This window comes from Kocuria sp. CPCC 205231 (genome assembly GCF_040980965.1).
GTDB classification, from domain to species: Bacteria; Actinomycetota; Actinomycetes; order Actinomycetales; family Micrococcaceae; genus Kocuria; species Kocuria rosea.
Window position 1 is genome coordinate 205,788 of record NZ_JAVKPP010000006.1, and the last position, 21,907, is coordinate 227,694.

The 21,907-nt window shown below is 74.2% G+C and carries 21 protein-coding genes; 12 read left to right on the top strand and 9 right to left on the bottom strand.

The window, feature by feature from the left end; translation table 11 throughout:
- The gene (locus RF640_RS08390; protein WP_052132978.1) at positions 1-2,001 is read right to left on the bottom strand and encodes a CHAT domain-containing protein; all 2,001 of its coding nucleotides are present in this window, start codon (positions 1,999-2,001) and stop codon (positions 1-3) included.
- 78 nt (positions 2,002-2,079) lie between these two features.
- On the bottom strand, positions 2,080-2,409 hold the full coding sequence (locus RF640_RS08395; protein WP_368827459.1) for a CU044_2847 family protein: 330 nt from the start codon (positions 2,407-2,409) through the stop codon (positions 2,080-2,082).
- A 553-nt stretch (positions 2,410-2,962) separates the two neighbouring features.
- Here RF640_RS08395 and RF640_RS08400 point away from each other — a divergent pair.
- Together RF640_RS08400 and RF640_RS08405 are read left to right on the top strand one after the other, a co-directional pair.
- Positions 2,963-3,730: a hypothetical protein gene (locus tag RF640_RS08400; protein ID WP_176337363.1), complete on the top strand. Its 768-nt coding sequence runs from the start codon at positions 2,963-2,965 to the stop codon at positions 3,728-3,730.
- Positions 3,731-3,744: 14 nt separating this feature from the next.
- Complete coding sequence (locus RF640_RS08405) at positions 3,745-4,446, top strand: class F sortase (RefSeq protein ID WP_052132979.1); 702 nt, start codon at positions 3,745-3,747, stop codon at positions 4,444-4,446.
- 105 nt (positions 4,447-4,551) lie between these two features.
- Here the strand turns inward: RF640_RS08405 and RF640_RS08410 are convergent, their stop codons facing one another.
- The gene (locus RF640_RS08410) at positions 4,552-8,058 is read right to left on the bottom strand and encodes a bifunctional proline dehydrogenase/L-glutamate gamma-semialdehyde dehydrogenase (RefSeq protein WP_368827461.1); all 3,507 of its coding nucleotides are present in this window, start codon (positions 8,056-8,058) and stop codon (positions 4,552-4,554) included.
- A 128-nt stretch (positions 8,059-8,186) separates the two neighbouring features.
- On the opposite strand from RF640_RS08410, the gene RF640_RS08415 reads away from it, so the two are divergent.
- The gene (locus tag RF640_RS08415; RefSeq protein ID WP_368827463.1) at positions 8,187-9,095 is read left to right on the top strand and encodes a LysR substrate-binding domain-containing protein; all 909 of its coding nucleotides are present in this window, start codon (positions 8,187-8,189) and stop codon (positions 9,093-9,095) included.
- 27 nt (positions 9,096-9,122) lie between these two features.
- Here RF640_RS08415 and idi read toward each other — a convergent pair whose 3' ends face one another.
- The gene (idi, locus tag RF640_RS08420) at positions 9,123-9,674 is read right to left on the bottom strand and encodes an isopentenyl-diphosphate Delta-isomerase (protein WP_368827465.1); all 552 of its coding nucleotides are present in this window, start codon (positions 9,672-9,674) and stop codon (positions 9,123-9,125) included.
- Positions 9,675-9,796: 122 nt separating this feature from the next.
- Here idi and RF640_RS08425 point away from each other — a divergent pair, with 122 nt between their 5' ends.
- The 5 genes from RF640_RS08425 to tgt all read left to right on the top strand — a co-directional run bounded on the left by RF640_RS08425 (position 9,797) and on the right by tgt (position 15,317).
- Complete coding sequence (locus RF640_RS08425) at positions 9,797-10,738, top strand: pseudouridine synthase (RefSeq protein WP_368827467.1); 942 nt, start codon at positions 9,797-9,799, stop codon at positions 10,736-10,738.
- Positions 10,735-11,988 (top strand): DUF418 domain-containing protein, encoded by a 1,254-nt coding sequence (locus RF640_RS08430; RefSeq protein ID WP_017833902.1) that lies wholly within the window; start codon positions 10,735-10,737, stop codon positions 11,986-11,988. The genes RF640_RS08425 and RF640_RS08430 overlap by 4 nt, the downstream gene beginning before the upstream one ends.
- Before the next feature lie 42 nt (positions 11,989-12,030).
- On the top strand, positions 12,031-13,344 hold the full coding sequence (locus RF640_RS08435) for a glycoside hydrolase family 76 protein (protein ID WP_172604388.1): 1,314 nt from the start codon (positions 12,031-12,033) through the stop codon (positions 13,342-13,344).
- A 62-nt stretch (positions 13,345-13,406) separates the two neighbouring features.
- Positions 13,407-13,949: an NUDIX hydrolase family protein gene (locus RF640_RS08440; RefSeq protein WP_017833900.1), complete on the top strand. Its 543-nt coding sequence runs from the start codon at positions 13,407-13,409 to the stop codon at positions 13,947-13,949.
- A 66-nt stretch (positions 13,950-14,015) separates the two neighbouring features.
- A complete protein-coding gene (gene tgt / locus RF640_RS08445) occupies positions 14,016-15,317 on the top strand; it encodes a tRNA guanosine(34) transglycosylase Tgt (protein WP_172604389.1) in 1,302 nt (433 codons plus the stop codon).
- On the opposite strand, the gene RF640_RS08450 is transcribed toward tgt, so the two are convergent.
- The 3 genes from RF640_RS08450 to RF640_RS08460 form a co-directional block, all read right to left on the bottom strand.
- Positions 15,299-15,766: a universal stress protein gene (locus RF640_RS08450; RefSeq protein WP_035927799.1), complete on the bottom strand. Its 468-nt coding sequence runs from the start codon at positions 15,764-15,766 to the stop codon at positions 15,299-15,301. The genes tgt and RF640_RS08450 overlap by 19 nt on opposite strands.
- 138 nt (positions 15,767-15,904) lie before the next feature.
- Positions 15,905-16,396: a universal stress protein gene (locus tag RF640_RS08455; protein WP_095651286.1), complete on the bottom strand. Its 492-nt coding sequence runs from the start codon at positions 16,394-16,396 to the stop codon at positions 15,905-15,907.
- A 67-nt stretch (positions 16,397-16,463) separates the two neighbouring features.
- Positions 16,464-16,889 (bottom strand): Lrp/AsnC family transcriptional regulator, encoded by a 426-nt coding sequence (locus tag RF640_RS08460; RefSeq protein ID WP_035927806.1) that lies wholly within the window; start codon positions 16,887-16,889, stop codon positions 16,464-16,466.
- A gap of 161 nt (positions 16,890-17,050) precedes the next feature.
- Between RF640_RS08460 and RF640_RS08465 the strand changes: the two genes are divergently transcribed.
- Positions 17,051-17,242, top strand: coding sequence for a hypothetical protein (locus RF640_RS08465; protein ID WP_017833895.1), 192 nt, complete (start codon positions 17,051-17,053; stop codon positions 17,240-17,242).
- A 212-nt stretch (positions 17,243-17,454) separates the two neighbouring features.
- Positions 17,455-19,008, top strand: a complete 1,554-nt coding sequence (locus RF640_RS08470; RefSeq protein ID WP_043739146.1) for a sodium:alanine symporter family protein — start codon at positions 17,455-17,457, stop codon at positions 19,006-19,008.
- Between the two features lie 109 nt (positions 19,009-19,117).
- Here RF640_RS08470 and RF640_RS08475 read toward each other — a convergent pair whose 3' ends face one another.
- Complete coding sequence (locus RF640_RS08475; protein ID WP_160291643.1) at positions 19,118-19,840, bottom strand: TVP38/TMEM64 family protein; 723 nt, start codon at positions 19,838-19,840, stop codon at positions 19,118-19,120.
- Positions 19,841-19,901: 61 nt separating this feature from the next.
- Here RF640_RS08475 and RF640_RS08480 point away from each other — a divergent pair, with 61 nt between their 5' ends.
- Together RF640_RS08480 and RF640_RS08485 are read left to right on the top strand one after the other, a co-directional pair.
- Positions 19,902-20,375, top strand: a complete 474-nt coding sequence (locus RF640_RS08480) for an SRPBCC domain-containing protein (protein ID WP_017833892.1) — start codon at positions 19,902-19,904, stop codon at positions 20,373-20,375.
- Between the two features lie 43 nt (positions 20,376-20,418).
- A complete protein-coding gene (locus RF640_RS08485; RefSeq protein ID WP_368827470.1) occupies positions 20,419-21,228 on the top strand; it encodes an MBL fold metallo-hydrolase in 810 nt (269 codons plus the stop codon).
- Here the strand turns inward: RF640_RS08485 and RF640_RS08490 are convergent.
- A complete protein-coding gene (locus RF640_RS08490) occupies positions 21,213-21,872 on the bottom strand; it encodes a DUF4126 domain-containing protein (RefSeq protein ID WP_035927819.1) in 660 nt (219 codons plus the stop codon). The two genes, RF640_RS08485 and RF640_RS08490, sit on opposite strands and share 16 nt — an antisense overlap.
- Positions 21,873-21,907: the final 35 nt, after the last annotated feature.

The following is a 21,907-nucleotide window of genomic DNA, read 5'->3' on the forward strand; positions in this document are numbered from 1 at the left end:
CTACCGGGCGATCCAGACGGTGACGGTCGAGTTCTGTTGCACCGGGGTCCCCTCGAGCGGGTCCGTGCGGACCACCTCGCCCGGCGGCCGGTCCGTGCCGTCCTCGTACTTGACCGTGACCTGCACCCCGCTCGCCCTGATCCGGTCGATGACGGGCTGGGCAGGTCGTCCCACCATGTCCACGGGCAGGTACACCACCTCGGGGTCGGGGGCCGCACCCGGGCCGGCGTCCGCGGGATCCCCCGACGCGCTGTCGGTCCCGACCTCGCTCCCCGGCTCGTGCAGCCCTCCGGCAAGGCCCCGCGGACCGGTCGAGTGGACCACCGTGATCTCGGTGTCCCGCTCCACCCTGCCGGTGGGCCACAGGCCGAGCACCGTGCCCTCCGCCGTCCCGTGGGGCTCCCCCCGCACACGCACCCCGAGGCCGAGCTCGTCGAGCTCCCGGACCACCTCGTCCACCGGACGATCGCGGTAGGCTGCGGCCTCCACCTCGACGGTACCGATCCGGGCCAGCGCCCACCACACGAGCGCCCCGGTCAGGAGGAGCAGTAGCGGGGCCAGCCACCGCACCCGCGCGTGCCGCCGGCGGTGCCCCGCAGCCGGGCGGCCCGTCTGAGCCGGTGGTCCAGGCGCCGGCGGGGGACGCTCCACCACCGGATCGGGGCGCTCGGCCACCGGATCCGGACGCTCGGCCACCGGGCCGGGATCCTCCACCACCGGCGCGGCAGTTTCGACCACCGGCGGTTCCGCCGTCGGGGGTGAGCTCCCGGGCCCGGCCTGGGGCGGGACCGGCTCGACCGGCGCCGCGGCGGGGCCACCGCCGGCCGGCGCCCCGGGAACCACCGGCGCGCCGGCGCGCGAGGACCGGGGGGCTTCGGCGGCCCGCTTCCGCTCCCGGGGTCTGCGGATGCTGAACAGACGGGTCTCCAGACCCCTCAGGTAGAGGACGGGGGTGATCCATTCCAGCGTGTGGCCGTTCATGCCCAGGATGGACACGCGCCCGCTGCGCACGGCCTGGTCCACAGGCCGCCCGGCGGCGACGGCGGAGTAGAAGCCCCGGGCGAAGGCGGCGGCCGCGGGATCGGTGATCTCGAACTGCATGGCCACCACGGCACTGACGCCCCCGCGCACCAGCGCAGAGGCGGTGCCCGAGAACAGGTCCACCGACCCGGAGACGGCCGACTGGCACGAGTTGAGCACCACGAGCCGGGGCATCGGGGTCGCCTCGTGCAGCAGGTCGGCGAACCGGCTGGCCTCCACCCGGTGCGCCCGCCCGTCGGCCCCCACGAGCGCCAGCACGCCCTCGTCCAGCTCCACGTCGAAGTCCCCGTGCCCGATGAAGTGGACGACGTGCCACTCCTGGCCCAGGAGCATGTCGTGCACGCCGTCCCACGTGGCGTCGCGCACCCATGTCAGCTCGATCTGTCCCCGCTCGAGGGGCTCCGCGAGCGCCTGGGCCAGGTACTGCTCCTCGGCTTCGACGTCGAGGACCGGGAGCCCCCGGGGAGAGGCGGTGATCCCGAGGATCCGCACGGGCTGCTGCACCCGCAGCGGCGGCGGGGCGGCCGCGACGGGCACATGGCGCACCAGGGGGTCGATCCGGGCGACGTAGGTGCCGGCCTGGGCGTCGTACATGGCCTCCCAGGGCAGGGGCGTCAGCTCCGGCGCGGCCAGACGCAGCACCAGGCGCAGCGGCTCACCTCGTTCGGCGGCGACGTCCACGCTGGACCGGTAGCGGGCCCCGATCGCGGGGTGGCCCAGCAGCATGTCGAAGAGCTCCTGGCCCACCGTCCGGACCGTCGTCTCGGGGCCGGCGACCAGCCGGCGGGTGCTGGCGGCGGAGGCCAGGAGCGCGTCCTGCCATCGGTCGCGCCCCTGCATCAGCCCCGCGCAGTCGATCGCCACGGTGGCCGAGGCCTCGCCCACCGGGGAGTGGACGATCTCGACGTCGTAGAGGCCCTCCTCCGCGGACCGAACGACCGACAGCTCCAGCACGCTCACCGGTTCCTCACCCCATGGCTCCTGATCGGGCGGTCCCTCGGCTCGGGGCAGGACGGACCGTCGGTGGATCGTGCCCGCTCATTCCGTGCGCGTGTCCTCCCAGGTGAGCTTGACCATGAAGTTCGCGGCGCCGCCCGTCTTCGCGATGAAGGCACCGGCCTCCGCGTGCAGGTCGACCCCGAACTCCACGCACACCCCCGAGGGGCGGTGGGCCAGGGACACGAGCTGGTCGATCAGGGCCTGGACCGCGGGCTGGATGTGCGCCACCGCCTCCTCGAAGGTCCGCTGGGCCTCCAGCACCACGCTCTCGCGGTGACCGCCCCGGGTGACCGGTCCGCCGGACCCGTCCGCGGTCTCCACCAGGACGCTGCGTCCGTCCGCGGTGGGAAACTCGACGATGTTGCCCATGGTGGCACCTCTCCCTCGTCCCGCGCCGTCCCGCACCGCACCGTGAGCCCACTGTGCTCCCCCCGTTCACGGGCTGGCAAGGGAGAACACCAGGATCGGCGGTCGGAGACACAATGAGACAGGCCTCGGCGCCGCATCCGGGCGCCGGAGCACCCGGGCCGCGCCCGTGGCGGTCCGGGTGCTGCGGCACGGCGCGGCACCGCCGCGTTCCCCCACGTCGGAGCGGGACCCCGCCCGGACTGTGAGGCGGCTTACGAAATGATGAACATTTATTTACATATCAGTACCCTTGCATCGACGAGCCACGGCCGACTCACGGGTCCGATGTGCGATGCACGTGGGGGGACACCGGAGCACAGTCGGCCGAGCTCTCCGGGCGCCGCTCTCGACCCGATCCCTCCGGGGGCGGCGCCCCTCGGCCACCGACACACCTCGGACCCGGTCCGGATTCACCGAAGCACTTGCGCCCCGATCCTCGAAACCCAGGGAACTCCCAGTAAACTGTGCACTGCGTCACATCTCATTCCGTCGCTCTCACCGAGAGGCCGATCCCGTGAAGAAGTCCGCACTGCTCGCAGCACCCGCCCTGGCCCTCGCCGCCGCGACCCTCCCCGCAGCCCCTGTCGCCGCGGCCGAGAGCTGGTCCGTCCGGGCCGAGCTCGCCCCGGTCAACAGCAGCACCACCACCGGCAGCGTGGTCGTCGACGTCACGGGCGGGGAGGCCGTGCTGACCGTCGAGGTCGCTGGTGCTCCCGCCCTGTTCCAGGGCGCACCCTATCCGCACGCCCAGCACATCCACATCGGGGGACAGGGGCTTTGCGCTCCCCCGACGGCCGACGCCGACGGGGACGGCGCGGTCAGCTCCATGGAGGGCCAGCCCTGGACGGGTGGGATCGGAGCCTCCCTCACCACCTCCGGCGACACGACCCCGGCCTCGGCCGTGGCGATCGACCGGTTCCCCGCCGGTGACGCCTACACCTACCAGCGGACCGTCCCGGTGGACGCCGCGATGGTCGCGGCCCTGCAGAACGGCACCGCCGTGGTCAACGTCCACGGCGCGGACTCGGCGGCCCTCTCGGCCGCGGCGCAGGTCAAGGTGAATCCGATGGCCCCGGACCTGCCCCTCGCCTCCGACATCCCGGTGGCCTGCGGCGTCCTGGCGCCCGCCCAGATGGCCGTGCCGGAGGGTCCTGCCGACACGGGCGTGGAGACCGCCGGGACCGGCTCGGACACGAACGGGATCATCGGTGCGGCCGTTCTCGGCATGCTCGCGCTGGGTGCCGCCGTGGGCGCGCGCCGCCGGGTGGCCGGCGAACGCTGACCGGCGGGCACCGGATGGCCCGGCACCGCCGCGAGCCCCGCCACCTCCGCACGGGGTTGGCGGGGCTCGCCGTGGTCCTGGCCCTGTGGTGCACCGGTGACAGCCCCGCGCCGGGGACGACGACGGAGCGCGGGTCGGTCGCGGAGCGCGTCGTGCCCCTCGCTGCGGGCGCCCTGTCGGCACCGTCCTCGCCGCCGCCCGTTCGGGCGAGCGCCCCCGCGGACGCCGCGCAGGCGCCGGCTCCCGCGCCGGAGGCCCTTCCCGAGTCGCCGCCGGAGCGCCTGTCGGTGGAGCGCATCGGACTGGACGGCGAGCTCGTGCAGCTCGGGCTGCGCCCCGATCGGAGCCTGGAGGTCCCTCCGGAGGGTCCCGGCGCACCGGCCGGCTGGTACCGGCACTCGCCCACTCCGGGCGAGGCCGGTCCGTCCGTGCTGCTGGGCCACGTCAACGCCACCGGCGGCGGCCCCGGCGTGTTCGCCGAGCTGCACCGGTTGACCCCCGGGGACCGGATCACCGTCACGCGCCAGGACGGCTCCGCGGCCGTGTTCGCCGTGGACGCCGTCGAGCGGTACGAGAAGGCCGCGTTCCCCACGCTGCGCGTCTACGGCAACACCGCCGGCCCGGAGCTGCGCCTGATCACCTGCGACGGCTACGACCCCGCGACCGGCTCCTTCGACGCGAACCTGGTCGTGCACGCGTCCCTGCTCCAGGACTGATCCATCAGGGGCGCTGCGGCCGGGGAAACGGAACGGCCCCGGGCCGTGGACCGGGCCCACGAGGGGCCGGTGGTCCGCGGCACGGGGCCGTGGTGGGGAGGGCTGCTAGATCAGTCCGTCCGTGAGGTGGTTCGGCGTGCCGAAGCGGTGCGCGGTGATGCTCACGGCCTGCTCGTGCAGGAACGGCAGCATCTCGACCCGGCCCGCGGCGGTGACCGGGTGGGCGTAGACGGCCACGTCCGGACGGGACCCGGTCGCGGCGATGAAGGCCGCGCGGTCCCCGCCGATCAGCCGGACGCGCCCGCCGCCGAGGGCCGGGGCGCCGGCCAGCCACGCGGCGTCGTCCTCCACCCGCACGGGCACGCCGCGGTCGGTGAGCACGGCGCGCACCAGGGCGGGCAGCTCGTGCGCCGTGGAGACGGTCAGCGCGGAGCCCGCCCGCAGCCCGGCGGCGACGACGCGCAGCAGGTCGGCGAGCGGCTCGCCCTCGGACAGGCGCACCGTGACGGGCAGGGGCAGGTAGCGGAAGACGTTGCGCTCGGCGTAGAGCCCGGTGACGTCCTCGGCGACGCCGAACTCCTCGGCCCAGGCGGCCTCGTCGCTGCGCAGCGCCTGCTCGAGGCCCTGCGCCTCGGCCGGCCCGAGGTCCGCCGTGCCCGAGTGCGCGGCCTGCAGCAGCTCGACGGCGGCCGCGTCGGCCACGGGGAGCCCGGCCCCGCGCAGCGGCGCCGGCTCCCACTCGCCCAGGCCCATGAGGTAGCTGGGCCCGCCGGCCTTGGTGCCGGGGCCGACGGCCGACTTCTTCCACCCGCCGAAGGGCTGGCGCTGGACGATGGCCCCGGTGATGTGGCGGTTGACGTACAGGTTGCCGGCCTGGACGTGCTCGAGCCAGTAGCCGATGTCCTCCGGGTCCAGGGAGTGCAGGCCGGCGGTGAGGCCGTACTCCACCTCGTTCTGGAGGGCCACGGCCTCCTCCAGGGTCTCGGCGGTCATCACGCCGAGCACCGGGCCGAAGTACTCCACCAGGTGGAACTCGGAGCCGCGCTGCACGCCGGTGCGCACGCCCGGGGACCACAACCGGCCGGTCCCGTCGAGCTGCTGCGGCTCGATCAGCCAGGACTGCCCCTCCTCGAGGGTGGTCAGGGCCTGGAGCAGCTTGCCCTCGGCGGGCTCGGTGAGCGGGCCCATCTGCGCGGCAGGGTTGGTCGGGTGGTCGACGGTCAGGGAGGTCACGGCGTCCACGAGCTGGTTGCGGAAGCGGCGGGACTGCGCCACGGAGCCGACCAGGATCACCAGGGAGGCCGCCGAGCACTTCTGCCCGGCGTGGCCGAACGCCGAGTAGGCGACGTCCTTGGCGGCGAGGTCGAAGTCGGCGCTGGGCGTGACGATCAGCGCGTTCTTCCCCGAGGTCTCGGCCAGCAGCGGCAGATCGGAGCGGAAGGTGCGGAACAGCTCCGCCGTCTCGTAGGCGCCGGTGAGGATCAGCCGGTCCACCGCCGGGTGGGAGATCAGCTGGCGGCCGAGGGCGCGCTCCTCGAGGTCCACGAGGGCGAGCACGTCGCGGGGGATCCCGGAGGCGTCGAGGGCCTCCCAGAGTGCCTCGGCGACCACGGCGCCGCAGCGCTTGGTCGGGCCGGCCGGCTTGAACACCACCGGGGAGCCGGCGGCGAGGGCCGCCAGCGCGGACCCCGCCGGGATGGCCACCGGGAAGTTCCACGGCGGGGTCACCACGGTGAGCCGGGAGGGCACGAAGGACGCGCCGTCGACCTCGTCCAGCTCACGGGCGCGCTCGGCGTAGTAGTGGGCGAAGTCGATCGCCTCGCTGATCTCCGGGTCGGCCTGGTCGAGGGTCTTGCCGGCCTCGGCGGCGGCGACCTCGAGCAGCTCGGCCCGGCGGGCGGACAGGGCGTCGCCCGCGCGGTGGAGCACCTCGGCGCGCTGGGCGCCGCTCAGCGCGGCCCAGCCGCGCCCTGCCTCGAGGGCCGCCTCGATGACACGGTCGAGCTGCTCCTCCGTGCGCAGCGCCGCGGCCGTGACGGTCGCCACGCCGGCCCGGGAGCCGGGGACCCGGGCGAGGATCGCCCGCCCCCAGTCCCGGTTGGCGGCCACGGCCGGGTCGGTGTCCGGCGTGTTGGTGAACGCGTCGACCGGGGCGGGCGGCTCGGGCAGGCTGCGGTCCTGGACCCGGTGGGGGGCCGGCACGGTGTCGTCGAGGCCGGCCAGGGAGGCGAGGAAGCGCTGCTTCTCGCGCTCGAAGAGCTCCTCGTCGGTGGAGAGCTCGAAGACCGCGGACATGAAGTTCTCGCGGGACGCGCCCTCCTCGAGCCGGCGGATCAGGTAGGCGATGGCCACGTCGAACTCGGCCGGGTGCACCACGGGGGTGTAGAGCAGCAGGGACCCGACGTCGCGCTTGACGGCCTCGGCCTGGCCGGTGGCCATGCCGAGCAGCATCTCGAAGTCCACGGCCCCGGCCACGCCGCGCTCGGTGGCCAGCAGCCAGGCGAAGGCGATGTCGAAGAGGTTGTGCCCGGCGACGCCGATGCGCACGGCGTCCGTGTGCTCGGGCTGCAGCGCGTAGTTGAGGACCCGCTTGTAGTGGGTGTCCGAGTCCTGCTTGGTGCCCCAGGTCGCCAGCGGCCAGTCGTGCAGGGACGCCTCGACCTGCTCCATCGGCAGGTTCGCGCCCTTGACCACGCGCACCTTCACGGGGGCGCCGCCGGCGGCGCGGCGGGCGGCGGCCCACTCCTGCAGGCGGATCATCGCGGCCAGGGCGTCGGGCAGGTAGGTCTGCAGGACGATGCCGGCCTCCAGGTCCTTGAACCGGGGCTGGTCGAGGATCCGGGTGAAGACCTCGAGGGTCATGTCCAGGTCCTTGTACTCCTCCATGTCCAGGTTGATGAACTTGGGCGCGGTGAAGGAGGCGGCCCGCTCGTACAGCGGGGTGAGCTTCTCGACGACCTCGGTCACGGCCTCGTCGAAGGCCCAGGGCGAGTGCGGGGCGACGGTGGAGGAGACCTTGATGGAGACGTAGTCGACGTCGGGGCGGGCCAGCAGGTCGTGGGTGCCCTGCAGCCGCCGGGCGGCCTCGCGGTCCCCGAGCACGGCCTCGCCCAGGAGGTTGACGTTGAGCCGGACGTCGTCCTTGCGGATCTTCGCGATCGACCTCCCCAGCTTGGCCTCGCTGGCGTCCACGATGAGGTGGCCCACCATCTCGCGCAGCGCCTTGCGGGCCGCGGGGATGACGACCTGCGGGGCCACGGGGGCGAGGGCCCCGCCCGCGCGCACCGCGGAGCGCAGGTACCAGGGCAGGAAGCCGGGGACCTTCGGCGCCAGCCGGGCCAGGTTGCGGGCCGCCACCCGGAGGTCCTCGGGGCGGATGACGCCGTCCACGAAGCCGACCGTGAAGTCCAGGCCGGCGGGATCCTTCAGCACCCCCGCCAGCTGCTCCCCCGAGGCGTCCCTGGGGAACTGCTCCGCCTCAGTGAGCCAGCGGCGCACCGTGGCCACGGCCTGCTCGGGCAGCGACGCCGGGATGGCGGCGTGGGAAAGGGTGCGTCCCACCGCGGGGCGGCCGGGGGCCTGCGCTGCCGGGGGGACGGGGATCGTCGTCATGGGTGGTACTCCCTGGGTTGGGTCGAAAGCACTGCGGTACGTCCAGTGTGCGCCCCGGGACGATTCGGATAAAGTGAAGAATTCCACAGATGATTCATCAGCAGTACTAATCTTTGGGAGGCGGCGGAATGCTGGACGTGCGCAAGCTGCGGCTGCTGCGGGAACTCGCGCTGCGGGGCACCCTCGCGGAGGTCGCCGCCGCCCTGAACTTCAGCCCCTCGGCGGTCTCCCAGCAGCTCTCGGCGCTGGAGAAGGAGGCGGGGGTGGCCCTGCTCTCGAAGGCCGGCCGGCGGGTTCAGCTCACGCCGCAGGCGGAGATCCTGGTGGCGCGCACCACCGAGCTGCTGGACGTCCTGGAGCGCACCGAGTCGGACCTGGCGGCGTCGCTGAGCACGGTCACCGGCACCGTGCGGGTCGCCGTGTTCCAGTCCGCGGCCCTGGCGCTGCTGCCGGAGGTGCTGGGCGCCATGCGCCGCGAGCACCCGGACGTGCGGGTCGAGATGGTGCAGGCCGAGCCGGAGCGGGCCCTCTACGAGACCTGGGCCCGGGAGTTCGACGTGGTCGTGGCGGAGCAGTACCCGAGCCACGCCGCCGCCCACCACCCGGACCTGGACCGGCGGCGGCTGATCACGGACGCCATCCGCCTGGCCGTCCCCCCGGGCCCCGAGCACGCGTTCGTCGCCTCCCTGCGGGACGCCCGCGAGCTCCCGTGGGTCATGGAACCGCGGGGAGCCGCCTCGCGGCACTGGGGCGAGCAGCTGTGCCGGCGGGCGGGCTTCGAGCCGGACGTCCGGTTCTCGACGGCGGACCTGCAGGCGCAGACCCGGCTCGTGGAGTCCGGCAACGCCGTGGCGCTCATGCCGGACCTGATGTGGGCGGGCGGGGACTCGCCCTGCCGGCTGGTCGACCTGCCGACCGGGCCCCGGCGGACGGTGTTCACCTCGATCCGCGGAGCGAGCGCCCACCGCCTGGCGATCCTCGCGCTGCGCGCCGCCCTCGAGACGGTGGCCGCCGGCCTGGCCGGACGGATGGAGTGAGCCGGAGGGAGCCGGCCGGGCGGAGCGCTACGGGCGGAGCGCTGCCCGGCTCGTGAGCGCCCCGCGCAGCCGGTCGTCCGCGATCTGCTCCAGCAGCCACGGGCTGAGCAGGAACGGCGCGGCCTCCGCCGCGGCGAACAGCTCCTCCGGGGCGATCCAGGCGACCTCCGCGACCTCGGCGGGCAGCGGCCGGGGCCGCCCGGTGGCCCGCGCCAGGTAGACGGGGCAGAACTCGTTCTCCACGATCCCGGAGGCGTCCACCGCCCGGTAGCGGAAGTCGGGCAGCACCTCCGTCATCCCCGTCACCTCGAAGCCCAGCTCCTGGCCGGCGCGGCGCGCGATGGCCTCGACGAACCCCTCGCCGGGGCCCGGGTGACCGCAGAAGCTGTTGGTCCACACCCCGGGCCAGGTCTTCTTCGCGAGCGCCCGGCGGGTCAGCAGCAGCCGCCCGTCGTCGTCGAGGACGTAGCACGAGACCGCCAGGTGCAGGGGGGTGTCCGTGGTGTGCACCCCGGCCTTGGGCGCGGTTCCGATGGGACGGTGCGCCTCGTCGAGGAGGACGACTTCTTCGGCTGACATGGGCCTCGTTCCGGTCGGCGGGCGGGTGCGGGTGCTCCCCCATTCTCGCAGGATCCGCGGGGCGGCGGTACGCGGGCCCGCCGAGTGGACAACGGGGCGCGGGCGGAGCACGATCGGGAACCATGCGACGACGTCGGCCCGCTACCGCCCCCCTGCCGCTGCGGGACGGGGTGGACCCGGTCCGGGTACGGCTGCCGGCCGCCGGGGCCGACGCCCCCGGGACCGTCCGCGGCTATCTGCTGAGCAGGTTCCCCGCGTCCGCGCCCGAGCTCGAGGAGCTCTTCGCGGCCGGCGGGATCGTCGACGACGCCGGGCGGCCCCTCCCACACGACGCCCCCCTCCGCCCCGGCGGCTCGGTCTGGTACCACCGCGCCCTGCCCGAGGAGCCGGAGCTGCCCGGGGACCTGCCGGTCCTGTTCGAGGACGAGTGGCTGCTGGCGGTCGACAAGCCGCACGGGCTGCCCACCACGCCGCGCGGCGGCTTCGTGGCGCAGAGCGCGCTCGTGAAGCTGCGCCGCTCCCGCCGCGAGGACCGGCTCTCCCCGCTGCACCGGCTCGACCGCGGCACCGCGGGGGTGCTGCTGCTCTCGCGGGACCCCGGCACCCGGGGCCGCTTCCAGACCCTCTTCCAGGAGCGTGCGGTGGCGAAGGAGTACGAGGCCGTGGCCGCGCACCGGCCCGGGCTGCGCCTCCCGCGGCTCGTCGAGTCCCGCATCGTCAAGGACCGCACGTCCCTGCAGGCGCGGGAGGTGCCGGGACCCGTCAACGCCCGCACCCAGGTGGAGAGCGCCGGGCCGCCGTTCGCGGACGAGGAGGGGACGTGGGCCCGCTACGTCCTCCGGCCCGAGTCCGGGCGCACCCACCAGATCCGGGTGCACCTGGCCGGCCTGGGCGTCCCGGTGCGCCACGACCCCCTGTACCCGCAGGTGCGGCCGGCCGGCGCCGAGGACCCCGGCCGGCCGCTTCAGCTGCTGGCCCGCCGCATCGCCCTCGTCCACCCGGTGACCGGCGAGCCGCTCGTGCTCGAGAGCCGCCGCGCCCTGCCGTCCGGGGACGCCGCGTGAGGGCTCCGCACGCCCCCCGGGCGACGGGCCGCGTCCCGGCGCCGGACGTGGCCCGGGGGCTCATGCTCTGGGTCATCGCGGTCGCCAACGTCACCGTCTGGATCTGGGCTGCCGGGCCCACGGACGGTCCCCGGGACCGGACGCTGGGCACCGGTGCGGGCACCGCGGCGTGGACGGCTGACGACGTCGCCAACATGGCCATGTCGATGCTCGTGGACGGCCGCGGCTTCCCCCTGTTCTCGTTCCTGGTCGGCTACGGCGTGGGCCAGATCGCCGCGCGGGAGGCCGCCCGCGGCACGCCGCCGCCCCTGGCGCGCCGGCTGCTGCTGCGCCGCTACGGGTGGCTGCTCCTCATCGGGGCCCTGCACGCGTGCCTGCTCTTCCCCGGGGACATCATCACCGCCTACGCGTTCGGCGGGCTCTTCCTCGCCGTGCTGATCGCCGAGAGCACGCGCACCCTCGTGATCCTCTCCGCCCTCGGCTCGGTGCTCATGGTGCTCTACGGTGCGGCGAGCTGGTCCGTGCGGACACCCGGCACGCCGCCCTTCCCCAGCCTGGTGGCGGACTCGATCCCGGAGCGGCTGGTCCTCGGGCTCGTGGAGGGGCTCGGGGTGGTGTCCTTCGCCCCGCTCCAGCTGCTCGGCCTGCTGCCCATGCTGCTGCTCGGGCTGGCCCTGAGCCGGTACCGCGTGCTCGAGGACCCCGGGCCCCGCCGCGGCCGGCTGCTGGTCACGGCCCTGGTCTGCATCGGGCTCGGGCTGCTCACGGGCGTGGGCACCGGACTCCTGACCACGGACCGGCTCGAGCCCTCGCCGACCGCCGGGTCCGTGCTCACCGGCCTGGACGCGGTGACCGGCGCCGCGCAGGGCATCGGCTACGCGCTGCTCGTGGCGCTGGTCTGCGACCGCGTGCTGGGCCCCCGGGCCGCGGCCCTCCGGGCGCGCGAGCATCCCGCGCTGTGGTCGCTGCAGGCCCTCGGCCGCCGGTCGATGAGCGGCTATCTCGCCCAGTCCGTGCTGTTCACCGTGCTGCTGCCCCCGTTCGCACTGGGGCTCGGCCGCTCTCTGACGCCCACCGCCGCGCTGCTGCTCGGCTCCGCCGTGTGGCTGGTCACGCTGCTCGGCGCGGCCCTGCTGGAGCGGCGCGGCCTCCCCGGACCGGCCGAGACCCTGCACCGGCGGCTCTTCCTCGGCCCCGGCGGGAACCGCGCCGAGGACCGCGGCGGGCCGCCGGCCCCGGCGAGCGCCTAGGCTCGGCACCAGCACCCCTCCCCCGCCAGCACAGGAGTTCCCATGCCCCCGACGACCGGAGCGGGCGCCGCGCCCACCGCGGCGACCCCCGAGCCCACCGCACACCCCACGCCCACCGAGCACCCCGGCGCCGCCGCACCGGGCGCCGCGGCCGCGCTGCGTGCCGACAAGGCCGCCCACTCGGTCCGAGAGCTGTTCGCCGGACGGGCGCTGGGGGTGCCCGGCACGCTGCTCGGCGCCCCGGCGCACCCGCGTCCCACGTCCCCGAAGGCCCCGTGGCACTACTGGTGGCAGGCGCACCTGCTCGACGCCCTCGTGGACGCCGGGCTGCGGCACCTGGACGACCCGGCGCGGGCCCGGCGGTTCCGCCGGGAGGGGCACCGCCTGCTGCGGGGCATCACCCTGCGCAGCGGCGGCCGGGTGACCCACAACTCCTACTACGACGACATGGCGTGGCTGCTGCTGGCCGTGGGCCGTCTCGCCGAGCTGGACCGCGCCCTGACCGGCCGGCCGGACGTCGCGTGCCTGGACGCGGGCAGCGCCCTGCTCGCCCGGCTCGAACGGGGCCACACCGGGGACCTCGGGGGCGGCGTGTTCTGGAACACCCGCCACGACGTCAAGAACACGGCGTCCTCCGCGCCCACGGCCCTCGGCTTCGTGCGCACGCACCGCCGGGAACAGGCCGGCGCGGTGCTCGACTGGCTGCGGGCCACCCTCTGGGACCCGGAACGGAAGGTCTTCCACGACGGTCTGCAGCTGGTCGCCGCCGGGTCCGGCACCGAGGTGACGCGCCGGGACGAGAGGCTGTTCAGCTACAACTCCGGGCCGGTGCTCGGTCTGCTCCTCGAGCTCGCGGACGCCCCGGGCACGGGCGAGCAGGACCGGGCGGACCTGCTGCGCACGGCCGCCGACGTGGTGGCGGGCGCCGCGCAGGAGTACGGCCGCGACCTGGACGGACGCCCCGTCCTGCGCACCCACGGCGGCGGGGACGGCGGCCTGTTCAGCGGGATCCTGGCCCGCTACCTCTCCGATGCCGCCCTGCACCCGGGACTGCCCGCCGCGGCGCGCCGCACCGCGGCCGCGCTCGTGACCGGCACCGCCGACGCCCTGTGGGCGGGCCGGCGGGAGTTCGATCCCGCGGTGGACTTCAACGCGCCCCCCACCGCACCGGCGGCCGCCGGCGAGACGGTCGCGATCTTCTCCCCGGACCCGGCGCGGCACGCCGACGAGTCGCAGCGCCCCGGCGTGCCGGTCGAGCTGTCCACACAGGTGCAGGCGTGGACGGTCCTGGAGGCCGCCGCCCGGCTGGCCCGCCCGGGAGCGGTCCCCGGGGACACCGGCTCCGCTGAGCGCTGAACCGGCCGCCCCGGGCGGTGCGGGCCGTGGCCCCGCCCGGGGTCTTGGGATAGAACAGCAGTATGAACTTCCTCCGCACCCCCGATCCGAACCCCGGTTGGCTCAACGAGGACGACCTGCAGGAGGCCCGGCGCCGCCTGCCGATGGTCTACGTGCAGGCCCTGCCGGTCCGGCTCGATCCGCTGGGCTACCTCTCCGAGATCGGGCTGCTGCTGCAGGCGACCCCCGAGGGGAAGATGATGTACACCTTCGTCTCCGGCCGGGTGCTGTACCGGGAGACCATCCGGGCCGCGCTGCTGCGCCATCTGGAGAAGGACCTGGGGGCCATGGCGTTCCCGCAGCTGCCGGTCTCCACCACGCCCTTCGCCGTGGCCGAGTTCTTCCCCTCGCCGTCCGAGACGGGGCTCACCGACGACCGGCAGCACGCGGTGGCGCTGAGCTACATCGTGCCGGTGCGCGGGGAGTGCAGCCCCCGCCAGGACGCCCTGCAGCTGTCCTGGATGAGCCCCGAGGAGGCGCTCAGCCCCGAGGTGCAGGCGGAGTTCGCGGGCGGTCGCGGAGACCTGGTGCGCCAGGCCGTGGCCCACGCCGGCTGGGGCCGCTGAGCGGCGTCACCGGCGCACGGGCGCTCGCCGTCACCCGCCCCCGGGGCGGTGACGCACAATGGACGGGTGCCCGCTCCAGAAGAGACCCTGCTCCCCGCCGCCGCCCGCTCCGACTTCGGCTTCGCGGTGGAGCACCGGCTCGCCGAGACCGCCACGATCGCCGGCGGGCGCCTCGAGGCCAACGGCGGCCCGTTCCTGGGCCGCACCGGGACCATCACCACCCCGCACGGGACGATCCGCACCCCGGCGTTCGTCCCCGTCGGCACCGCCGCCACCGTCAAGGCGGTGCTGCCCGAGTCCATGGCGGAGCTCGGCGCGCAGGCCCTGCTCGCCAACGCCTACCACCTGTACCTCCAGCCCGGCGCGGACGTCCTGGACGCCGCGGGCGGGCTCGGGGCATTCATGAACTGGTCCGGCCCCACCTTCACGGACTCCGGGGGCTTCCAGGTCATGTCCCTGGGCTCGGGGTTCCGGAAGGTCATCGACATGTCCACGGTCGCGGCCTCGGCGGCGGGGGACGACGACGTCGCGACCGGCAAGGAGCGCATGGCGCGGGTCGACGACGACGGGGTCACGTTCACGTCCCACATCAACGGGGACGTCCACCGCTTCACCCCGGAGATCTCCATGCAGGTGCAGCACCGGCTGGGCGCGGACATCATGTTCGCGTTCGACGAGCTGACCACGCTGCACAACTCCCGCGGCTACCAGGAGACGTCCCTCGAGCGGACCCGCCGGTGGGCGCTGCGGTGCGTCGCCGAGCACGCCCGGCTCACCGAGGAGCGCGCCGACCGGCCCTACCAGGCCCTGTTCGGCGTGATCCAGGGCGCCCAGTACGAGGACCTGCGCCGGAAGGCGTGCCGGGACCTGGGCGCGATGGACTTCGACGGGTTCGGCATCGGCGGGGCCCTCGAGAAGGAGAACCTCGGCACGATCGTGCGCTGGTGCAACGAGGAGCTGCCTGAGGACCGGCCACGGCACCTGCTGGGGATCTCGGAGCCGGACGACATCTTCACGGCTCTCGAGAACGGCGCGGACACCTTCGACTGCGTCTCCCCCACCCGGGTGGCCCGCACCGGGGCCGTGTACGCCCCGGACGGACGCTTCACCGTCAGCAACGCCCGCTTCCGCACGGACCTCGCCCCGATCGACAGCGGCTGCGACTGCTACACGTGCGCCCACTACACCCGGGCGTACCTGCACCACCTGTTCAAGGCCAAGGAGCGCCTGTCCGCGACGCTCACGTCGATCCACAACGAGCGGTTCGTCGTGCGCATGGTGGACGGCGCCCGCGAGGCCATGGCCGACGGGACGTACTTCGAGTACCGGGACGAGGTCCTGGGCCGCTACTACGCGGGACGTTCCTGAGCCGGCCCCTCCGCCTCGGGGTGCTCGTGGATCACGAGCACCGGGCACTTCGCGTGGGCGACGCACGCGGCGCTGACGGAGCCCAGCAGCAGCCCGCGGAACCCGCCGTGGCCCCGGCGCCCGACGACGAGCATCGTGGCGTCCTCGCTCTCGTGCACCAGGACCTTCGACGGGTGGCCGAACACCACGGAGGTGGTGAGCCCGGCCGGCACGTCGTCGCCGAAGGCCTCCCGCACCGCCTGGTCCACCTGCTTCTGGGTGACCTCGTCGAAGTTGTCGCTGCCCAGCGGGACGTACCCGGCGTACTCGGGCGGGTAGTCCCACGCCCCGACCGCCCTGATGCCCGCGCCGAAGGACGGCGCGATCCGCGCCGCCCAGCGCAGCGCCTCGACGGACTGCTGGGAGCCGTCGACCCCGACGACGATCGCTGCTGCGGTTCCGTTGCTCATGCCGAATCCTTCGCTCACGTGATCACGCTGACGTGATCAGTATCACAGAGGCCGCGGCGCCGCGCGCACGATCGCGGGAGCATGTTGTGGGGACACGGCGGACGAGTCCCTCCGGTCCCGGGCGGGACGGGCGGCGCCTCAGCCGGCGGGCCCGGCCCCCTGCGCCTGCCCGGAGTCCTCCGCCCGCCCGGCATCGACCGTCTCGTCGGGGAGGACGAGCACCGGGCACGGGGCGTGGGCGACGCACGCGGAGCTCGTCGACCCCATCAGCAGCCCTTTGAAGCCGCCGTGGCCCCGGCGTCCCACGACCAGCAGCTCGGCCCCCTCGCAGTGGCGCATCAGCACCTTGGACGGGTGGCCGAACTCCACCACGGTGCTGAGCCCGGCCGGCACGTCCGCCCCGAACGCCTCCTGGACGGCACGCTCCACCCGCTCCCGGGCGAGCTCGTCGAACCGGTCGTCCTTGAAGTGGACGAAGCCGACGTACTCGGGCGGGTTCTCCCACGCCCCCACCACCTTGACGGTCGCCCCGTACGCGGGCGCGAGACGCGCGCCCCAGCGCAGCGCCTCCACGGACTGGGGGGATCCGTCGACCCCGACGACGACGACTGCTTCCGCTGCGTTCTCCATGACCGGTCCTCCGATGCGGTGACGAGGGTGCTGTGCGGCCAGTATTCCAGAGCCCGGCGGGCCGCGCTCAGAGGTGCGAGAGGATGACCGAGCTCCTCGTGTGGTTGATGCCCTTCCACTCCCTGATCCGGACCATGACGTCCTCCAGGTGGGTGGTGTTCTCGGCCCGGATGAGGAAGATGCCGTCCGCCTCGCCGGTCACCGTGTAGGCCGCGGTCACCTCGGCGATCTCGGCGGCCATGGTGCGCATCATCGACGGCGAGAGCCCGCCGTCGCAGTGCAGCTCCACGAACGCCTGGATGTTCCACCCCATGACCGACGGGTCGAGCTCCGCCGTGAAGCGCTTGATGGCCCCGGTCTGCTGCAGGACGTCGACCCGCCGCTTCACCGCGGGGGCCGACAGACCCACCTTCTGGCCGATGGCCGCGTAGCTCTCCCGGCTGTCCTGGACCAAGGACGCAACGATCTGCTGGTCAATCTCGTCAAGACGCAACGATTCACCTCTCTGGTGAGGGTTCTCACATTGATTGATTCACTATCGGCCCGTTAGACTTCAGATGTCAACCGAGGCGTCGCTGCTCGCCGGACCACCCGGTCGCACGCCCTCGGACCCCAGGACCTCCTCGCACCACCCACAGAAAGTTGCCTGCTGCCATGGCTCTCCTCCTCGTCTTCGGCCTCCCCGCCCTCCTCTTCACCGCCATCGGCCGGGCTGCGGCACCGTCCCGCGCCACCTCGGTGGGCGGCGCCCTCCGCAGCGCCGGCAGCGACCTGGCCCGCGGCCTGCGCGTGTGCGCCATGACCGCCCCCCAGTTCCTGGCCGGCGGGACCCGCGCCGGTCGCTGACCCTGCGCCGGCGGCGTCAACGGTGACGCCGCCCCGGCACCGCCTACGGCCCGGCCACCGCGCGACGAGACGTCCTCGCGCGGAGGCCGGGCCGCTGCGTGTTAATTCTTTGTTGCCACGGCAAGATGGCTCTTTCGGCGACAAGCGTGTCTGTTGCCAACGGGCTGTCCACAGGGTGTAGTGGTGAGATGCAGATCACGCAGGCGTTACCCATGACTACCGTCACCGACGACGTCGGGTGGCTCGCAGCGATCGACAACGCCATCAACACCGCGTTCGCTCCGATCACCGAGGTCTTCTCGACCATCGTCTTCTACCCCATCACCATCGCGGGGGTGAGCTTCCCGTTCGTCGTGGCCTGGCTCATCGCGGCCGGCGTGATCTTCACGATCTACTTCGGGTTCATCCAGTTCCGCGGTCTGAAGGTCGCCGCCGACGTGGTGCGGGGCAAGTTCTCGACCAAGGACGACCCCGGCGAGGTGCCGCACTTCCAGGCCCTGACCTCCGCCCTGTCGGGGACCGTGGGACTGGGCAACATCGCCGGCGTCGGCGCGGCCATGGCCCTCGGCGGCCCCGGCGCGACGTTCTGGATGATCTGCGCCGGCCTGCTCGGCATGGCGACCAAGTTCGCCGAGTGCACCCTGGGCGTGAAGTACCGCGAGGTCCACGAGGACGGCACGGTCAGCGGCGGGCCCTTCCGCTACCTGCCCATCGCCTTCAGCAAGTTCGGCCGCATCCCCGCCAAGATCCTCACCGGCGTCTTCGCCGTGGCGATCCTGTTCTTCGGTGCGGCCGGCGGCAACATGTTCCAGGCCAACCAGACCTTCGCCCAGGTGCAGAACGTCACCGGCGGCGCCGACGGCTTCCTCGGCAGCGCCGGGGCGGCCCTGATCTTCGGCATCGTCCTCGCCCTGTTCGTGGGCCTGGTCATCATCGGCGGCATCAAGTCGATCGGCGCCACCACCAGCCGGCTCGTGCCGGCCATGGGCGCCGTCTACGTCACCGCCTGCCTGATCGTCATCCTCGCCAACCTCGACCACGTGCCGGGCGCGATCGCCGCGATCATCGACGGCGCGTTCTCCCCCGAGGGCATGGCCGGCGGCGTCCTGGGCGTCATGATCGTGGGCTTCCAGCGTGCCGCGTTCTCCAACGAGGCCGGTCTCGGCTCCGCCGCGATCGCCCACTCCGCCGTCAAGACCCGCCGCCCCGTGAGCGAGGGCTTCGTGGCCCTGTTCGAGCCGCTCGTCGACACCGTGCTGATCTGCACCATGACGGCCCTGGCCATCATCATCGCCGGCGCGCCGAGCCTGCAGGCCGGCATCGACCAGGTGCAGGCCGGCGGGGGCGCCCCCGACGGCGTCATCCTCACCTCGGACGCCTTCGCGACGGTCATCCCCTGGTTCCCGATCGTGCTGGCCGTCGCGGTGGTCCTGTTCGCCTTCTCCACCCTGATCACCTGGTTCTACTACGGGCTCAAGGCGTGGGAGTACCTGTTCGGGCGCAGCCGGCTCAGCGACAACATCTTCCGCGGCATCTACCTGTTCTTCACGATCGCGGGCTGCGTCCTGACCTTCAGCGAGGTCATCAGCTTCGCGGACGCGGCGCTGTTCGTCTGCGGGTTCGTGAACCTGCTGGGCGTCTACCTGCTGCTGCCCGTCATCAAGCGGGACATGAAGGAGTACCTCGCCGACCGCAGGAGCGGCAAGCTCCACCTCCTCGGCAACGAGCCGACCGACGGGTCCACCGCGGTCCGGCCCCAGGTCTAGGCCCGGGGACCGCACGGCCGCACCGGCCGGTCACCCCGAACGGCGTCCGCCCGGTCCTCGCCCCGAGGACCGGGCGTCGCCGTGCCGTGGACCCGCGGCGCGGCCGAGCCTAGTCGGCGCTCCCCACGCCGTCGGCCTCGGGGGCGCGCTCGGACTCACCGCGGGAGCGCCGCCAGGCGAGCACGCCCACGACCACCACGACCGCCCAGGAGGCGGCGACCGCCGCGAGGGCCGGCCACGACGGCCGGGACGTGAAAGCTCCCACGGCGGCGAAGCTCACCTGGCCCGGCATCCCGCCGAGCAGGGTGGCGCCGAGGTAGTCGCGCTGCGGGATGCGCACGAGGCCCGCACCGTAGCTGAGGGTCCAGTTGGGCAGGACGGGCCGGAGCACGAGCACCGTGAGGAAGCCCTTGCCGACGAGCTTGCGCTCCACCAGCTCGACCCGGTTGCCCGCGAGCCGGTACAGGGCGTCGCGGCCGAGGAACCGCGCGAGCCAGTACCCCAGCCAGGCTCCCGCCGTGGTGGCCAGGACGCCGACCACGCTGCCCTGGGCCATGCCGAAGAGGAATCCCCCGGACACGGCCATGATCGTCACCGGGACCGGCGTGGCCGCCACGAGGACGAAGACCGCGGCGAAGACGACGGGCCCCCACGCACCGAAGCCCTCGACGAAGACCCGGACCTGCTCCACGGTGGGCAGCTCGTGGCCGATGAGGTACCAGACCGCCACGGCCAGCAGCAGCAGGAGCGCACCGCCCTTGAGCGCGGTGACCCAGGCCGGCCGCGTGCCGGGCTCGCGGGGCCCCGGCTCCGGCGCGGATTCGGTGCTCACGTGCGCCACTGTACCGACCGCCGCGCCCGGGGGCCGAGAGCGACCGGGGACAATGGGGGGCATGGACGTCACCGATCTGGACCCCGCGGAGGTCTTCTCCGTCTCCCACGCCCTCGCGCACCCCCCGGCCGCGGTCTTCGCCGCCTTCACGGAGCCGGACCGGCTCGCCGCCTGGTTCGGTCCGCCGGGCTGGAGCGTGCCCCGGGAGTCGGTCCTGCTCGAGGTCAGGCCCGGGGGCCGGCAGCGCTTCCGCATGGTCCACGACACCGACCCCGCCCAGGTGGCACCGGTGCACGGCACCTATCTGCGGGTCGAGCGGGACGCCCTGCTCGAGGGCCGCGAGGCGCTGCCCGGACCGGACGGCCGGCCCACCGCCGGCCACGTGCTGACGCGCACCGAGTTCGTCCCCACCCAGGAGGGGGGCACCCTGCTGGTGCTCACACAGGGGCCGCTGCCCCCCGCGGTGCACCCCGGGGCGGCTGCGGCGTGGCGCGGCTCCTTCGCCCGGCTCGAGGCCCTGCTGGCCGCGGGGTGAGCCGGGGCGCCGGTTCCCCGCCGGGCTCGGATAGTCTGCCCGCATGACCCAGGACGCCGGCACCCGCACCACCGCTCTGACCCGGCGGCTGACCGCCCCCAACACGGGCCCCATGACCCTGGACGGCACCAACTCGTGGCTGGTCGGGGCGCCGGGGCAGCAGGACGTCGTCGTCGTGGACCCGGGGCCGGCCGACCGCGGACACCTCGCCGCCCTGGCCGCGGCGGGGCGGACCGTCCTGACGCTGATCACGCACCGCCACGCGGACCACACCGAGGCCGTCGACGACTTCCACGCGCTCACCGGCGCGCCCGTGCGCGCCGTCCTGCCGCAGTTCTGCCGCGACGCCGGACCGCTGCTCGACCGCGAGACGATCGAGGCCGCCGGGTGCCGCATCCGGGTGCTGCACACCCCCGGGCACACCTCCGACTCCGTGAGCTTCCACCTGCCCGACGACACCCCGGTCGCGGGCGCGGCCACCGCCGCCGCGGGGCGCACCTCGGGCTCGGTGCTCACGGGCGACACGGTCCTGGGGCGGGGGACCACGATGCTCGACCACCCGGACGGGAGCCTGGGCGACTACCTGCGCTCCCTGCAGCGCCTGGCGGTGCTGGGCGACGCCCTGGTCCTCCCGGCGCACGGGGACGTGCGGGAGGACGTGGAGGCGGTGTGCGAGGAGCTGCTCGAGCACCGGATGGAGCGTCTCGGCGAGGTCCGGGAGGCCCTGCGGGCCCTGGGCCGCGCCGCGACGCTCGAGGCCATCACGGCGCGGATCTACGCCGACGTCCCGGAGCACGTGCTGCCCGCCGCCCGGAGCTCGGTGGGCGCGCAGCTGGCCTATCTCGGCTTCTGAGCCGTGCCGGCGGCGCCCGGCCGGCCGGGGTCCGTCCCCGGCCGGCGGCGGCGCCGGAGCCCGCGGTAGAGGAAGAACAGCAGGACGGCGACGGCGGCCAGCAGCACGAGGACGAGCAGCGGCAGGAGGACGGCCACGAGGGACAGCGTGAGCGCGGAGACGTCCTCCACGGTCGAGACCACGGGCGCCGCGGCCCCGGCGCTCAGGGTGTTGACGGCCGGCCGCGAGACCGTCTTGGTCACGTGCACCACCAGGGCGATCACCGCCCCGGTGGCCACGGGGATCCAGGCGTGCGAGGAGAGGAACGCCTCCGGGTCCGTGACGGTCGCCGTCTGCCCGCCGAGGTCGATCCCGGCGATCTGGGCGGTGGCCGAGGAGCCGAAGACGATGCCCCCGGCGGTCGGGCGCACGAAGGTCTGCAGCAGGTCGTTGAAGGAGTCCACGACCGGGACCTTGTCCGCCACCACCTCCACGGCCAGCAGCACGGCCAGGACCGTCAGGACCCACCCGTTCGACAGCCAGGCGAAGCCCGGGCCGAGGTCGACGACCTCGGTCCAGCGGTCCAGCAGGCCCAGCACCACGAGCGGGATGTAGGCGTTCAGTCCCGCCGAGGCCGCGAGTCCGGTGCCCGTGAGGAGATCCATGCGCTCATCGTAGGCCCGTGCACCGCCCCGGCCGG

What these genes read in the sequence shown, in the direction of transcription:
- RF640_RS08415 (WP_368827463.1), top strand. Translation starts at nt 8,187, where the DNA reads ATGCTGGACGTGCGCAAGCTGCGGCTGCTGCGGGAACTCGCGCTGCGG.
- RF640_RS08425 (WP_368827467.1), top strand. Translation starts at nt 9,797, where the DNA reads ATGCGACGACGTCGGCCCGCTACCGCCCCCCTGCCGCTGCGGGACGGG.
- RF640_RS08455 (WP_095651286.1), bottom strand. Translation starts at nt 16,396, where the DNA reads ATGGAGAACGCAGCGGAAGCAGTCGTCGTCGTCGGGGTCGACGGATCC.
- RF640_RS08490 (WP_035927819.1), bottom strand. Translation starts at nt 21,872, where the DNA reads ATGGATCTCCTCACGGGCACCGGACTCGCGGCCTCGGCGGGACTGAAC.
- RF640_RS08405 (WP_052132979.1), top strand. Translation starts at nt 3,745, where the DNA reads ATGGCCCGGCACCGCCGCGAGCCCCGCCACCTCCGCACGGGGTTGGCG.
- RF640_RS08435 (WP_172604388.1), top strand. Translation starts at nt 12,031, where the DNA reads ATGCCCCCGACGACCGGAGCGGGCGCCGCGCCCACCGCGGCGACCCCC.
- RF640_RS08465 (WP_017833895.1), top strand. Translation starts at nt 17,051, where the DNA reads ATGGCTCTCCTCCTCGTCTTCGGCCTCCCCGCCCTCCTCTTCACCGCC.
- RF640_RS08480 (WP_017833892.1), top strand. Translation starts at nt 19,902, where the DNA reads ATGGACGTCACCGATCTGGACCCCGCGGAGGTCTTCTCCGTCTCCCAC.
- RF640_RS08440 (WP_017833900.1), top strand. Translation starts at nt 13,407, where the DNA reads ATGAACTTCCTCCGCACCCCCGATCCGAACCCCGGTTGGCTCAACGAG.
- RF640_RS08395 (WP_368827459.1), bottom strand. Translation starts at nt 2,409, where the DNA reads ATGGGCAACATCGTCGAGTTTCCCACCGCGGACGGACGCAGCGTCCTG.
- RF640_RS08450 (WP_035927799.1), bottom strand. Translation starts at nt 15,766, where the DNA reads ATGAGCAACGGAACCGCAGCAGCGATCGTCGTCGGGGTCGACGGCTCC.
- idi (WP_368827465.1), bottom strand. Translation starts at nt 9,674, where the DNA reads ATGTCAGCCGAAGAAGTCGTCCTCCTCGACGAGGCGCACCGTCCCATC.
- RF640_RS08470 (WP_043739146.1), top strand. Translation starts at nt 17,455, where the DNA reads ATGACTACCGTCACCGACGACGTCGGGTGGCTCGCAGCGATCGACAAC.
- RF640_RS08485 (WP_368827470.1), top strand. Translation starts at nt 20,419, where the DNA reads ATGACCCAGGACGCCGGCACCCGCACCACCGCTCTGACCCGGCGGCTG.
- RF640_RS08410 (WP_368827461.1), bottom strand. Translation starts at nt 8,058, where the DNA reads ATGACGACGATCCCCGTCCCCCCGGCAGCGCAGGCCCCCGGCCGCCCC.